This is a genomic window from Xenophilus sp. Marseille-Q4582, from assembly GCF_916700565.1.
Lineage (GTDB): Bacteria > Pseudomonadota > Gammaproteobacteria > Burkholderiales > Burkholderiaceae_C > Xenophilus.
Genome location: NZ_CAKAKO010000001.1, coordinates 1,102,726 through 1,114,837 on the forward strand (window position 1 = coordinate 1,102,726; position 12,112 = coordinate 1,114,837).

Genomic DNA, 12,112 nt, shown 5'->3' on the forward strand with positions numbered 1-12,112 from the left:
CCCGCAACCCCGGGCGGGCCGCATGGCTGAAACGAATGCGTTCATGCTAGGAAGGCAGCTCGCCCGCCAGATCACGCGAAGATTACATCTGCGTCATCTGGCAGAGGGGGAGGGCGCGTCCGCCGCCGGGGCCGCGAGGTGCAAGCCGATGCGCGTGAGCCCCATCGCGCTGCTGGCGAAGGTGCGCCCGTCGTGCATGCGCGCGATGGCCGCGACGATGGCCAGCCCCAGGCCGTGGTGCTGCGAGGAGCCGGTGCGCGCCGCGTCGGCACGGAAGAAGCGCTCGAAGATGCGCTCCAGCGTGCCGGGCGGAATGAGCATGCCGCGGTTCTGCACGCTGATGCTCACGCCCGCGGCGGCCTGTTCGATGGAGACCACGATGGCGCTGCCCGCTTCCGCGTGGCGGATGGCATTGCTCACCAGGTTGGAGAGGGCGCGGCGCAGCAGGCCCGTGTCCACGGCCAGCAGCGCATCGCCGCGCAGTTCCAGGGTCAGCCCCCGGTCGTCCAGATCGGGCTCGTGGAACTCGGCCACGGCCCGCACCTGTTCGGCCAGGCTGCAGGGCGCCGAGCGGCGCGCCTTGGCGCCGCGGTCGGCCTGCGAGAGAAAGAGCATGTCGGCCATGATGGCGGACATGCGCCGCACTTCCTCCAGGCAGGAGCCCAGCGCTTCGCGCAGCGCTTCCACACTGCGGCTGCGGCCCAGTTCCACTTCCACCTGCGCGATCATGTTCGACAGCGGCGTGCGCAGCTCGTGCGCCAGGTCGGCGTTGAAGGCTTCCAGCTGCGCGTAGGCGCCCTCGGCGCGCTCCAGCAGCGCATTGAACTGGTGGATCCAGGGCTGCAGCTCGTCGGCATAGGCACCCGCCACGATGCGCCGGCCCGGCTTGTCGGGGCCAAGCTCGGCGGTTTCGGCGGCCAGCAGCTTGAGCGGCGCCAGGCTGCGCCGCACCAGCCAGAAGCCGGTGAGCGACACCCCCAGCGAGCCCAGCGCGGCGGTGACGATCAGCACATAGCCCAGGCGGCGGCGCATCACGTCGTCGCGGCCCACGTCCAGCGCCATGCGGGCTTGCAGCGGCTGGCCCTGCAGCACCAGGTCGCCCGCGGGCGCGCTGCGCCACACCCAGCGCGAGGGGCCGCTGGTCAGGGGCTGGTGCGCGTAGAAGGTCTGGCCGTTCAGCGTCAGCTCCACCGCCAGGTCCGGGTGGCTGGCGAAGATATCCTTGAGCTTGTGCTGAACGTCGCCAGTGGTGGGGCTGTGGTTGCTGTCGGTGATGGCGTGCTTCACCATCTCGTAGTGCTGGCGGTACTCGTCTTCGTGCTTGGCCTCGAAGCTCCAGCTGATGGCCGCGTAGATGCCCGCGCAGACGATGCTGAGGCCGACCAGCGTCTGCAGCGCCAGCCAGCGCGAAAGCCGGGCCTGGATGGAGCCGGGCGGCGTCATGGCGCCGCGCCGTCCCGCTGCTCCAGCACGTAGCCCATGCCGCGCACCGTGTGCAGCAGTTGGGTGTCGAAGGGATCGTCGATCTTGCTGCGCAGGCGGCGGATGGCGACTTCGACCACGTTGGTCTCGCTGTCGAAGTTCATGCCCCACACCTGGTCGGCCAGCACGGCGCGCGACAGGATCTGGCCCTGGCGGCGCAGCAGCAGCGACAGCAGCGCGAATTCCTTGGCCGTCAGGTCCAGCCGGCGGCCGGCGCGCTGGGCGCGGCGCGTCAGCGGGTCCAGCTGCAGGTCGGCCAGGGCGTAGCGCGTGACGTCCTGCAGCGGGCTGCGGCGCAGCAGGGCGCGCACGCGCGCGAGCAGTTCGGAAAAGGCGAAGGGCTTGGCCAGGTAATCGTCGGCGCCGCTTTCCAGGCCCTTGACGCGGTCTTCCACGGCGTCACGCGCGGTGAGCATGAGCACGGGCACCGGCACGCCGGCCTGGCGCAGGCCCTTCACGAAGTCGAAGCCGCCCAGGCCGGGCAGCATCACGTCGAGCACGATGGCGTCGTAGTTGCCGCTGCGCGCCATGCCGAAGCCGAGGGCGCCGTCGCGCGCCAGGTCCACGTTGAAGCCGCTTTCGCTCAGCCCCTTGCGCAGGTAGTCGCCCAGCTTCTGTTCATCTTCGACAACCAGCAGGTACATGGATGGGATGGTAGTGGCCGGCCCGTGCGGGCGGTCGGACGTTCAGCGGGGGCGTGGCGAGGGGGCAAGGCCCGGCGCGCCGGGCGAAGCCCACTGTAGACGGCGTGCCTGTCAGCCGGCCTGCACGAAGATGACAGATCCGTCATCTGCGGCACCCGCTGCACCCGCTGCACCCGCATGTGGCCCCGCCCGCTCAGCGCTGCGGCGGCCGGGGCGCCGGGAGCGGGGCGGCCGCAGCCTGCCGGTCCGCCGACAGGGCACGGAAGGCCTGCAGCGCCCGTTCATAGCTCGGGCCGCGGCTGTCCAGGGCGACCTCGCCGTAGGCGATCTCGCTCATGCCCGACCGCGTCCAGGCCACGGCTTCGGCATGGACCTCGGCGCGGCTCTTCTGGCCGGAGATCGCGGTCGCGCGCGGATGGCCTTCGGGGTAGCCGACCGTGGGCGCCGTGGCCCTCCATTGCCGGGTCTCGTGCTGGACCTGGGCCGTGGTGAGTTGGGTCGGCAGCGCCGACGGCCGCGGATCGCCCTCGGCGTAGTTACCGGCAAAAGCCGGGACGGTGGCCGCGGCCAGGCAAAGCGAAGAAAGTGCCAGGAAGGTCTTGCGCATGGGCATTCCTTGGAGAAGTTGAGGGAGGTGAAAGGGCAGTCGCGCTGCACCCTGGCCTTCACTCTAGGAATGCGAGCTGTCATCGAACGAACGGCGCGATGACGGCTGCGTCATGGACGGCAACGAATGGCATCCCGCCCTGGCGCCCGACGCCGGGTCCGGCTCGCCCCCTTGAAAACGCGGAACGGCGGATGTTTGCGGGCAAAGCGGTCCCTTCATCGGCCCCGTGATTGTCAAATAAAGTAACAAGAAGAATTATTTACTTACGTGCAAAGTAATAGTTTTTGAGTCACGCAAAATTCCTCGCGTCCTTGGCGCATGGAGTGAGATGAATTTGGAGCAGGTGAAGCTGGTCGTGTACGTGGGCCGGAGCAAGCGTGGGAAATGGCCCCTTTCGGCCTTCGTGACGGCCGCCCGGCAGGTGGCGATGCGCGAGCCGGTTACCGGCGCCCTGCTGGACGACGGATTGGGCATCTTCCACGTGGTCGAAGGGACCGAGGCCGCCGTGGACCGCTTCATGGCTTTCGTGCTGCTGTCCAAGCGACTGAAGGACACGCGCGTGATCTACGAAACGCGCCGCGCCGCGCCCATGTTCGACGGCCAGCCGCTGGCCTATTGTTTCGACGCCTCGTGGCGTGAGCGCATCGCCACGTTGATTGCCGCGCAGCCGGTGGACCGGCGCGACCTGTGGCACTTCTGCACCGGGCTGGCCGAGCGCATCCAGCGCCAGGGCGGCCCCGCCGCCCCGCCGCCGCTGCGCGAAGCGCCCGCGTGGTGGAAGGGCGGATAGCGGCCGGGACCGAGGCCCCCGCCGCCCGCTGAAGTTGCCCGGCCGGCCTTCGGTGCGCATGCCCGGCCGCTCGCAGCCCGCCCGCACGCACGCACGCATCGCCGGTGGCCCTATGCTCGGGTCTTCCTCGCTGCGCCGGCGCCTGCCATGACCTGGTCCAACCTCTCGCTCTTCCTGGTGCCCTTCCTCGTCGCCGCGGCCCTGCCCGGGCCGGCCCAGGGCACTTTCGTGGCCACGGTGCTGGCGCGTGGCCGGGCGTCGGCGCTGCCCTTCGTCTCGGGCATGGTGGCGGGCAATGCCGTGTGGCTGGTGGCGGCCATCGCGGGGCTGGCCTCGCTGGCGCTGCGCTACGAGATGCTCTTCCTGACCGTGAAGTGGATCGGCGTCGCCTACCTGCTGTTCGTGGCCTGGAAGCTGTGGACGTCGCCCGTGTCGCTGGAACTGGCCGACGGCCGCAAGCCCGGCGGCTTCCTGGCCGGGGCCGCGCTGACCCTGGGCAATCCCAAGGCGGCCGTGTTCTTCGGCGCCATCCTGCCGCAGGCCTTCGATCTCACGGCGCTGTCTTTCGCGCAGGCGGCGCTGATCGTGGCGGTGGGCGTGGCCGTGGACTTTGCGGTGCAGGGCACGTACCTGCTGGCGGCCACGAAGGCGCGGCGCTTCATCACCACGCCGCGGCACCTCAAGGCGGTGAACCGCAGCGCGGCCGTGATGATCTGCGGCTGCGCGGCGCTCATCGCGCGCCGCGGCTGAAGGCCGCAGGGCCGAAGCCCGGGGGCGGCGCGGCGACATGCGTCAGCCGTGGCCGACATGAAGGGTTGGCGGGAGCCGGCCGCCCGGGCGCGGCCGCTGGCCATACTGGCCCACGTGTCCGTTCCCAAGGAAGAAAAATGTCCTTCGCGCTTTACATGATCGGTTTCCTGATCTTCATGGCCGGCCTCGTCTGGGGCGCCACGGTCGTGGGCGTGCCCACCGTCTACATCGGCATCGGTGCCCTGATCCTGCTGGGCATCGGCATCTTCAGCGCCGTGGGCCGCACGCGCAGCAAGGATCCTTCCTGACCCTGCGGCGCGCTGGCGCCGCGGCGCCGGGCGGGAGTCAGGGCCTGGCCGGCAGCGCGGTGCACAGCGCGGCCTGCCCGGGCACGCAGCCGCCCATGCACACGGGCTGGCCGTGCATGTCCTTGTCGCTGGCGCCGCGCGGCGTGGCCGCGCAGAACACGTCGCCCTTCCAGTCGCGCGTGCAGTAGCCCGGTTCGCACAGCGGCTGGCCGAAGTTGTTGACTTCGACGCCGCCGTCTCGGGGGGCGCAGAACCATTGGCCCAGCGCGTCCGGCATGCACTGCACGCTGCCCTGCGGGCAGCGCAGCCCGCCGTCCCGGTGCACGAAGCAGCGCGCCGGTGGGTCTGCGGCCAGCGCCGCATGCAGCATGAGCGCGGCGGCGCAGCCGGTCAGCGTTCGGGCCAGGAAGGCAAGGAGCGTCATGACGGTCGTTTCAGGAAAGCCGGGGAGGCGAAGCCCTTAAGTCTGCGCCAGTTCGAAGGGCGGAATCCAGCGCCCGTCCACGTCCGTGAAGCCGTATTCCCGCGCCAGGTCGGCCACGCGCAGTGCGCGGCCGGTCTTGGCCATCACGGCCGGATCGGCCGCCAGCGCCGCCACGGCGCGGCCCAGGTAGCGCGGCGTCTCGGTGCCCGCCAGCTCCGGCTTTTCGTGCCAGTGCGCCTCGTCGGTGAAGTGGCAGGCCAGCACGAACTCGGTGCGCATCCAGCCGGGCGACACGGCCACCGAGGCCACGCCGTGCGGCCGCAGCTCCTGCGCCATGCCGAAGGCCAGCCGCGTCATGGCGGACTTGGCCAGGTCGTAGAGCAGGTCGCCGGCCATGAAACGGTCGCGGTCCCAGAAGGTGGTGGTCACGATCAGGCCGCGGCCCTGGCGCACGAAGATCGGCGCGGCCTGCTGGCTGGCCAGCAGGTGGTTGCGCACGCCGCGGTCGAAGAATGCGTCCCAGCGCGCGATGGGGCGCTGCCAGAACGGCGCTTGCGACAGGCCCTCGAAATCCTGGTGGCCGCCCCAGGCGTTGTTGACTAGCACATCCAGCCGGCCCTGTTCGCGCTCGACGCGCTGGAAGAGCGCGGCCACCTCCTCGGGCCGCGTGTGGTCGCAGCGCACGGCGATGCCGCGCCCGCCCGCGCGCGTCACTTCGTCGGCCGTGTCGTCGATGCTGCCGGGCAGCTGCGCGATGCCGGCCGCGGCCATCAGCGGCTCGTAGCCGGCCCCCGGCTGCGCGCGCGTGCTGCGCCCGGTCACGTACACCGTGGCGCCGGCGGCGCCCAGTTCGACCGCGATGCCGCGGCCCGCGCCGCGGCTGCCGCCCGTGACCACGGCCACACGCTGTTGGAGGGATGTCATGCTTGCCTGCTTCCTGTTGAGGGTTCTTGAACATGCAGTGGGCATGGTGGCGCGCGCTCAGCGCGCCGTCTTGGACGAAAGCGAAACGCGCCGCCGCTGCAGGAAGGCGCCGGGCGACAGGCCGCACAGCGCCTGGAATTCGCGCACCAGGTGCGACTGGTCATAAAAGCCGCTGTCCAGCGCCAGTTCGCTCCAGCGGGGCGGGCCCGGCTCGCGCAGCCGCTGCAGGCAGCCGTGCAGGCGCATCAGCCGGCTCCAGGTGCGCGGCGACAGGCCCAGCTGCGCGCGAAAGAGCTGCTGCAGCCGCCGCTCGCCCACGCCCACCGCGGCCGCGGCCTCCGCGATGCGCGCCTCGCCGGCGCCCGGGCGCAGCAAGGCGACGGCCTGACGCACCTTGCGCAGGTCGGCCGAGGCGGCCGGATCGGCGGGGCGCTGCGCGCGGGCCAGCGCGTCCACCAGCCGCTGCACGCGCGCGGCTTCGTCGGGCGCCTCCTGCAAGTGCAGCGCCAGGCCCCGCAGCGCGGGCGGCACCAGCGTGTCCCAGTCCAGCTGGCGCTCGGCCAGCGCATGTGCCGGCAGTCCGCCGAAGAGCGCGGGCGCCGCGCCGGGCCGAAGCGTCAGGGACAGGCCGCGCAGCGGCCCGCGCAAGGCCAGTTGCACCGGCCGCACGCTCGGGCCCGCGATCTGCACGGTGCCCGCGACCGAATCCACGCTCAGGCGCAGCGCGCCGTCGGGCAGCACGCGCTCATGCACCACGGTGCCCGGCGGCAGCGCTTCCTGGTAGGCGATGAGATGCGCCACCTGCGCCTGCAGCGGAGCCGGCACCGCGAACTCGCGCAGCGTGCCGGCCGGCACGGTGGTTTCCGGCGCATAGACCGGGTCGCCGTCCAGCCGCAGGTAGAGGCGTTCGGGCGGTGGCGGGGGCGACAAGCGAGGGGCGGGCTCCACCGCGCCATTGTCCGGCCTGGGCGGCCGGCCGGAAGGCCCGGGCAGGGCGCTGCGCCCCAGGGCCGTGCTACGCCGCGCCCGGCTGCGGCGCGGCGAGCAGGGCGTGCGCCACTTCGTCGGCGAAGCGGTAGCGCCGCTCGCCGACCCACACGAGCTCGGCGCCTTCCGGGTCGGGCCGCCGGGGCGGCAGGTGCGGCGCCAGGGCCTGGGCGCAACCCACCCAGTCGCCGCCGGCCACCGGCTCGTTGAGCGAGGCCCAGGACAGGCTGCCGCAGGCGTTGTCGCCGAAGCCGTGCAGGGTTCGCCAGTCCGCGCCCTGGGCGAGCAGGAAGCGCGTGAGTTCGGCGTCGCCGCGAAAGAGGGCCTGGTTGAGCGCGCTGCCGTCGATGTCGCCGCCGCGCACTTCCAGCGGCCAGCCGCAGGCCACCATGGCGCGCACCGCGTCGCCGCAGCCCTGCGCGGCCAGCTCGGGCAGCAGGCGCAGCTGGGCGGCGTCCAGCGCGTCGAGCAGGCCCGGATGCGCGGCCTGGATCGCGCGGGCCGCGTCGGCGTCGCCGCGCGCGCAGGCCGCCACGAAGGCCTCGTCGGCGGGCAGGGGCTGCAGCGCCTCGGGGCCCGCACCGGCGCGGGCGAGCAGCGCCGCCACGTCGGGCTGGCCGAAGCGCAGGGCCAGCGTGTGGGCCGACACGCCCGATGGCGTGCGCGCGTCGGCACGGGCGCCGGCCGCGAGCAGGGCGTCGATGTGCGCCAGCGAGCGGCGGCGCCGGAGGGCCCACAGCAGCGGGGAGCCCCAGTCGGCCGTCGGTGGGCCCGGTGGTGGCTCGTTCGCATCGCCGCCATGGGCCAGCAGCAGGCGCAGCGCCGCGCCGCCATCGTCCAGGTCCAGCGCGCGGTACATCGCGTTCGTGCCGGTGATCCGCGCGCCGGCCTCCAGCAGCAGCTGGGTGCAGTCCGGCGCCTCGAGCGCGTGGTAGAGCGATTCGCCGTCGTTCGGGTCGGCGCCCGCGTCCAGCAGCTCTTGCGTGAGCACCGGGTCGCGCGCCTTGCCGGCGGCGCCGTACAGGGCCGACAGCCGCTCGGTGGCCGAGGGCGCTTCCAGCGAGGCGGGCGGCCAGCGGTTGCCGATGGCCTGGTTCGGCGACGCACCCGCGCGCAGCAGGAGCCGCGCGCATCCGCGCAGGCGCTCGCGGAATTCCGGCAAGGCGGCCAGGCTTGAATGCGTGACAGCCACCAGCGGCGGCAGTTGCAGCGGGCCGCCGGCGCGGTGCACCCAGGCCGGATCGTGCGCGGTGGCCCGCCGCAGTGTTTGTTCGTCGCCGATGGCGCAGGCCAGATACGGGTCGTCGCCGGGCAAGGCCGGGTCGTCGGCCAGCAGGCGCGCGGCCACGGCCGGGCGGTGGGCGTTGTTGCCGCCGGCCACGTCGCCCGCATAGAGCCAGCGCAGCCAGTGCAGGCGTGCGCGCTGCGGGTCGTCCGCCAGCGCGCGGCGCGCGAGCACGAAGCCCTGCAGGTCGGCCCAGGAGGGAAAACCGTGCTCACGCGCCAGGCAGGACTGCGCGTCGTGCAGCCGCAGGCCGAGCGCGGCCAGGTGCGCATCGCTGTGGCCGCGCGCGGCGGGCAGGGACGCGCGCAGGCGCTGCATCGCGGCGGGGTCGCCCGCGCGGTAATGCGCGAGCAGTTCCTTGGCCTGCTTCTTGAGCTGGCCCAGGTCGGGTCGGGGGGGAATGCGTTTCAAGAGACACCTCCGTGCATCCATGGCCGATGACCCGCAACGTCGGCTGCACAAAAGGCGTGCGTGAAAAAGACCTGGGACAGGCCGATGAAGACAAGTGGGTTCCACCCTTCCCGCGGGTCCGGAGGCGTCTTGCACGCGGCGCGCATCTTAAGGCATGGGCTTGCGCGGCGCGGCGCCGCGCCCGCGCACGAAGCGCCACTGGCTGACAGCGCACGGCGCCAAGGGCCGCGAAGCTTGCCGCATCGTCTGCAGGAGTCCGCGACATGCGCATGCCCCCGTTTTCCCATCCCCCCGCCTTCCCGCGCGGCACGCGCTGGGCGCTGGCGGCGGGCCTGCTCGTGCTGCTGGCCGCCTGCGGCGACACCGCCAAGCTGCCGCCCGAGGCCGGCATCGGCCCGTCGCCCACGCTGCCCGCGCCGAACAAGACGCTGCTGCCCACGGTGCACATCGCCCCCGCCACGGGCTGGCCCGCAGGCACGATGCCCACGCCCGCGGCCGGCATGCAGGTGACGGCTTTCGCCCGCGACCTGGCGCACCCGCGCTGGGTTTACGTGCTGCCCAACGGCGACGTGCTGGTGGCCGAAAGCGACAAGCCCGCCGTGCCCAAGGAAGACCAGGGCTTCGTGAAGAAGGTGCGCAACTGGGTGATGGGCAAGGTGATGGCACGCGCCGGCTCGGGCACGCAACCGTCGGCCGACCGCATCACGCTGCTGCGCGACGCCGATGGCGACGGCCAGGCCGAGGTGCGTCACGTGTTCCTCGAAGGCCTGCATTCGCCCTTCGGCATGGCGCTGGTGGGCAGCGACTTCTACGTGGCCAATGCCGATGCGGTGGTGCGCTTTCCGTACGAGGCCGGCCAGACGCAGATCACGGCGGCGGCGACCAAGGTCACGGACCTGCCGGGCCTGCCGCTCAATCACCACTGGACCAAGAACCTGATCGCCAACGCCGACGGCAGCAAGCTCTACGTCACCGTGGGCTCGAACAGCAACGTGGGCGAGAACGGCCTGGCGGTGGAGGAAGGCCGCGCCGCCATCTGGGAGCTGGACCGCGCGAGCGGCCACAAGCGCCTGTTCGCCACCGGCCTGCGCAACCCCAACGGCATGGGCTGGGCGCCGGGCACGAACACGCTGTGGACGGTGGTCAACGAACGCGACGAGATCGGCAGCGACCTGGTGCCCGACTACCTGACCTCGGTGAAGGACGGCGCCTTCTACGGCTGGCCCTACAGCTACTTCGGTGCGCACGTGGATGCGCGCGTGAAGCCGCCGCGACCCGACCTGGTGGCCCAGGCCGTGGTGCCGGACTATGCGCTGGGCAACCATGTGGCGCCGCTGGGCCTGGCCTTTTCCGATCCGAAGGTGCATCAGGGCCTGCCCGCCGCGTGGCGCCAGGGCGCCTTCATCGGCCTGCACGGCTCGTGGAACCGCAAGCCGCGCAGCGGCTACAAGGTCATCTTCGTGCCCTTCGAGAACGGCCGGCCCCAGGGCATGCCGCAGGACGTGCTCACCGGCTTCCTGAGCCCCGAAGGCGAGGCGCGCGGCCGCCCGGTGGGCGTGGCGCTGGACGCCCGGGGCGGCCTGCTGGTGGCCGACGACGTGGGCGACGCCGTGTGGCGCGTGGCGGCGCCGCGCTGAGGCGCCGGCGGCGGGGCCGGCCCGGCGCACAGGTGCCGCTTGGCCATCCCGCAACGGACGGCCCCGCCTGAGGCAGCAGCGTTCGATCGCGCGCCGCCGCGCGCGGGTTCAGCGGTGGCTCTGGAACACCCGCGTCTGCCCGTTGGCCAGCACCAGCAGCGTGTCGTAGGGGTCGCGCCGGCCGCCATAGACCGCGCCGTCCATGCCCGGGGAGCCGACGGGCATGCCGGGCACGGCCAGGCCGATGGCGCCGGCCGGGCGCTCTTTCAGCAGCCGCTGCACGTCCGCGGCCGGCACATGGCCTTCGAGCGCGTAGCCGCCGACGAAAGCCGTGTGGCAGGAGCCCAGCGATTTTGGAATCCCGGCGCGGGCGCGCGCAGCATTGTTGCCCTCGGCATGCACGCGCGTGGCAAAGCCGTTCGCGTTCATGTGCTTCACCCAGTCGGTGCAGCAGCCGCAGTTCGGGTCCTTGAACACCTCCACGCGCGGCGCGGCCAGCGCGTGCGGGGCGGCGGCCCACAGCGGGGCGCTCAGGAGCAGGGTGCGTCTCTGGATCATGGTGCGCATTGTGGAGCGCCGCCATGGCCCTGGCGTGCATCGCCCTCCGGCGTGGAGGGCGCTTCGGCGCGCGCTCAGCGCTTCAGGAAGTCCAGCAGCGCCGCGTTGAAGGCCTGCGCATGCGAGACGTTGAGCCCATGCGGCCCGCCCGGGATGACCACCAGCTGGCTGTGCGGCACGGCCTGGTGCGTGCGTGCGCCGGAGCCTTCCAGCGGCACGATGGCGTCGGCGTCGCCGTGCAGCACCAGCGTGGGCCGGGTGATCTGGCGCAGGTCTTCGCGGAAATCGGTGCGGGCGAAGGCGTCCGTGCAGGCCAGCGCCGCATGCGGCGCCGACTGGTGGCACTGCGCGAGGGCCTGGGCGCGGTCCGCATCATCGACCTGGAGTTCGCCATGGGCCGAGAAGAAGTCCCGCGTGAACTGCTCGAAGAAGCGGTCGCGGTCCTGCTCCAGGCCCTGCTTCATCGCCTGCGCCTTCTCGGGCGTGAGCGGGCCGTCGGGGTTGTCGGCGGTTTTCAGCAGGGCCGGCGGCACGGCGGCCGCGAAGACCAGGCTGTGGAGGCGCTCCTCGCCATGCCGGGCCACGTAGCGCGCCACCTCGCCGCCGCCCATCGAGAAGCCGACCAGGGTCACGCGCTGCAGCTCCAGCTCGTCCATCACGCGCTCCAGGTCGTCCGCGAGCGTGTCGTAGTCGTAGTGCGCGGCCGGCTTGTCGGAGCGGCCGAAGCCGCGGCGGTCATAGGCCACCACGCGGTAGCCGGCGGTCTGGAGCGCTTCGGTCTGCGCCGACCAGGCCTGCGCCGACAGCGGCCAGCCATGGATCAGGACCACGGGGCGACCGGGGCCGCCGCTGTCCTCGATGTGCAGGTGCAGATTCTCGGGCGCTGCCGGCTCGGGGAGCACCGCGTTGCCCGTGGCCACGGCCCCGAGCGCGCCGGCCACGCCGCCGAGCGTGCCGCCCAGCACGACGCCGATGGGCCCGCCCACCACGCCGCCGATGCCGGCGCCGGCGGCCGCGCCCACCATGGCGCTGCCGCCCACCAGGGGGACTTGGGATTCGCGCTCGGCCTCTTCGGGCGTGCGCGGCTGCTGGGCGCCCGGGCGCGGATCCTGCGCGGGAATACCGAAGTCCGGGTGCGCCTGCGCGGCCGGGGCTTCGTCCGTGCCCATCGGCGCGATGGCGGGACGGAGGGGCGTGTTCATGGGGGCTCCTTGAGATCGGATGAGGTTCGGAGGCGGCGCCGGGGCCGGAGCGCTCGGCCGCTGCCACTGCTGCAGACGTTGTAGGGCGCGGCAGGCGGCGGCC

The 12,112-nt window shown here is 72.7% G+C and carries 13 protein-coding genes; 4 read left to right on the forward strand and 9 right to left on the reverse strand.

Going from position 1 to position 12,112, the window contains the following annotated elements:
* Positions 1–93 precede the first annotated feature (93 nt).
* The 3 genes from LG388_RS05085 to LG388_RS05095 form a co-directional block, all read right to left on the reverse strand.
* A complete protein-coding gene (locus tag LG388_RS05085; protein ID WP_225781727.1) occupies positions 94–1,443 on the reverse strand; it encodes a heavy metal sensor histidine kinase in 1,350 nt (449 codons plus the stop codon).
* Complete coding sequence (locus tag LG388_RS05090; RefSeq protein WP_225781728.1) at positions 1,440–2,126, reverse strand: heavy metal response regulator transcription factor; 687 nt, start codon at positions 2,124–2,126, stop codon at positions 1,440–1,442. The genes LG388_RS05085 and LG388_RS05090 overlap by 4 nt, the downstream gene beginning before the upstream one ends.
* Positions 2,127–2,319: 193 nt before the next feature.
* Positions 2,320–2,733 carry a hypothetical protein gene (locus tag LG388_RS05095; RefSeq protein ID WP_225781729.1) on the reverse strand — a complete coding sequence of 138 codons (414 nt, stop codon included), beginning with the start codon at positions 2,731–2,733 and terminating at the stop codon, positions 2,320–2,322.
* 328 nt (positions 2,734–3,061) lie between these two features.
* Between LG388_RS05095 and LG388_RS05100 the strand changes: the two genes are divergently transcribed.
* The 3 genes from LG388_RS05100 to LG388_RS05110 all read left to right on the forward strand — a co-directional run bounded on the left by LG388_RS05100 (position 3,062) and on the right by LG388_RS05110 (position 4,581).
* Positions 3,062–3,523: a BLUF domain-containing protein gene (locus tag LG388_RS05100; protein WP_225781730.1), complete on the forward strand. Its 462-nt coding sequence runs from the start codon at positions 3,062–3,064 to the stop codon at positions 3,521–3,523.
* Positions 3,524–3,670: 147 nt separating this feature from the next.
* Positions 3,671–4,273, forward strand: coding sequence for a LysE family translocator (locus tag LG388_RS05105; RefSeq protein ID WP_225781731.1), 603 nt, complete (start codon positions 3,671–3,673; stop codon positions 4,271–4,273).
* A 137-nt stretch (positions 4,274–4,410) separates the two neighbouring features.
* Positions 4,411–4,581 carry a hypothetical protein gene (locus LG388_RS05110; protein WP_225781732.1) on the forward strand — a complete coding sequence of 57 codons (171 nt, stop codon included), beginning with the start codon at positions 4,411–4,413 and terminating at the stop codon, positions 4,579–4,581.
* A gap of 37 nt (positions 4,582–4,618) precedes the next feature.
* Here LG388_RS05110 and LG388_RS05115 read toward each other — a convergent pair whose 3' ends face one another.
* From LG388_RS05115 to LG388_RS05130, 4 genes are all read right to left on the reverse strand, one after another.
* Complete coding sequence (locus LG388_RS05115; protein ID WP_225781733.1) at positions 4,619–5,005, reverse strand: hypothetical protein; 387 nt, start codon at positions 5,003–5,005, stop codon at positions 4,619–4,621.
* 36 nt (positions 5,006–5,041) lie between these two features.
* On the reverse strand, positions 5,042–5,929 hold the full coding sequence (locus LG388_RS05120) for an SDR family NAD(P)-dependent oxidoreductase (RefSeq protein ID WP_225781734.1): 888 nt from the start codon (positions 5,927–5,929) through the stop codon (positions 5,042–5,044).
* Positions 5,930–5,986: 57 nt separating this feature from the next.
* Positions 5,987–6,877, reverse strand: coding sequence for a helix-turn-helix domain-containing protein (locus tag LG388_RS05125; protein ID WP_225781735.1), 891 nt, complete (start codon positions 6,875–6,877; stop codon positions 5,987–5,989).
* Between the two features lie 67 nt (positions 6,878–6,944).
* Complete coding sequence (locus tag LG388_RS05130; protein ID WP_225781736.1) at positions 6,945–8,612, reverse strand: ankyrin repeat domain-containing protein; 1,668 nt, start codon at positions 8,610–8,612, stop codon at positions 6,945–6,947.
* Between the two features lie 269 nt (positions 8,613–8,881).
* On the opposite strand from LG388_RS05130, the gene LG388_RS05135 reads away from it, so the two are divergent.
* Complete coding sequence (locus LG388_RS05135; RefSeq protein WP_225781831.1) at positions 8,882–10,249, forward strand: sorbosone dehydrogenase family protein; 1,368 nt, start codon at positions 8,882–8,884, stop codon at positions 10,247–10,249.
* A gap of 108 nt (positions 10,250–10,357) precedes the next feature.
* Here LG388_RS05135 and LG388_RS05140 read toward each other — a convergent pair whose 3' ends face one another.
* Positions 10,358–10,807, reverse strand: a complete 450-nt coding sequence (locus LG388_RS05140; protein WP_225781737.1) for a DUF411 domain-containing protein — start codon at positions 10,805–10,807, stop codon at positions 10,358–10,360.
* A gap of 74 nt (positions 10,808–10,881) precedes the next feature.
* On the reverse strand, positions 10,882–12,009 hold the full coding sequence (locus tag LG388_RS05145) for an alpha/beta fold hydrolase (protein WP_304956841.1): 1,128 nt from the start codon (positions 12,007–12,009) through the stop codon (positions 10,882–10,884).
* Between the last annotated feature and the right edge of the window lie 103 nt (positions 12,010–12,112).

Excerpts from the sequence above, each read along its gene's own strand:
- LG388_RS05085 (WP_225781727.1), bottom strand. The coding sequence starts at position 1,443 with ATGACGCCGCCCGGCTCCATCCAGGCCCGGCTTTCGCGCTGGCTGGCG.
- LG388_RS05090 (WP_225781728.1), bottom strand. The coding sequence starts at position 2,126 with ATGTACCTGCTGGTTGTCGAAGATGAACAGAAGCTGGGCGACTACCTG.
- LG388_RS05095 (WP_225781729.1), bottom strand. The coding sequence starts at position 2,733 with ATGCGCAAGACCTTCCTGGCACTTTCTTCGCTTTGCCTGGCCGCGGCC.
- LG388_RS05100 (WP_225781730.1), top strand. The coding sequence starts at position 3,062 with ATGAATTTGGAGCAGGTGAAGCTGGTCGTGTACGTGGGCCGGAGCAAG.
- LG388_RS05105 (WP_225781731.1), top strand. The coding sequence starts at position 3,671 with ATGACCTGGTCCAACCTCTCGCTCTTCCTGGTGCCCTTCCTCGTCGCC.
- LG388_RS05110 (WP_225781732.1), top strand. The coding sequence starts at position 4,411 with ATGTCCTTCGCGCTTTACATGATCGGTTTCCTGATCTTCATGGCCGGC.
- LG388_RS05115 (WP_225781733.1), bottom strand. The coding sequence starts at position 5,005 with ATGACGCTCCTTGCCTTCCTGGCCCGAACGCTGACCGGCTGCGCCGCC.
- LG388_RS05120 (WP_225781734.1), bottom strand. The coding sequence starts at position 5,929 with ATGACATCCCTCCAACAGCGTGTGGCCGTGGTCACGGGCGGCAGCCGC.
- LG388_RS05135 (WP_225781831.1), top strand. The coding sequence starts at position 8,882 with ATGCCCCCGTTTTCCCATCCCCCCGCCTTCCCGCGCGGCACGCGCTGG.
- LG388_RS05140 (WP_225781737.1), bottom strand. The coding sequence starts at position 10,807 with ATGATCCAGAGACGCACCCTGCTCCTGAGCGCCCCGCTGTGGGCCGCC.
- LG388_RS05145 (WP_304956841.1), bottom strand. The coding sequence starts at position 12,009 with ATGAACACGCCCCTCCGTCCCGCCATCGCGCCGATGGGCACGGACGAA.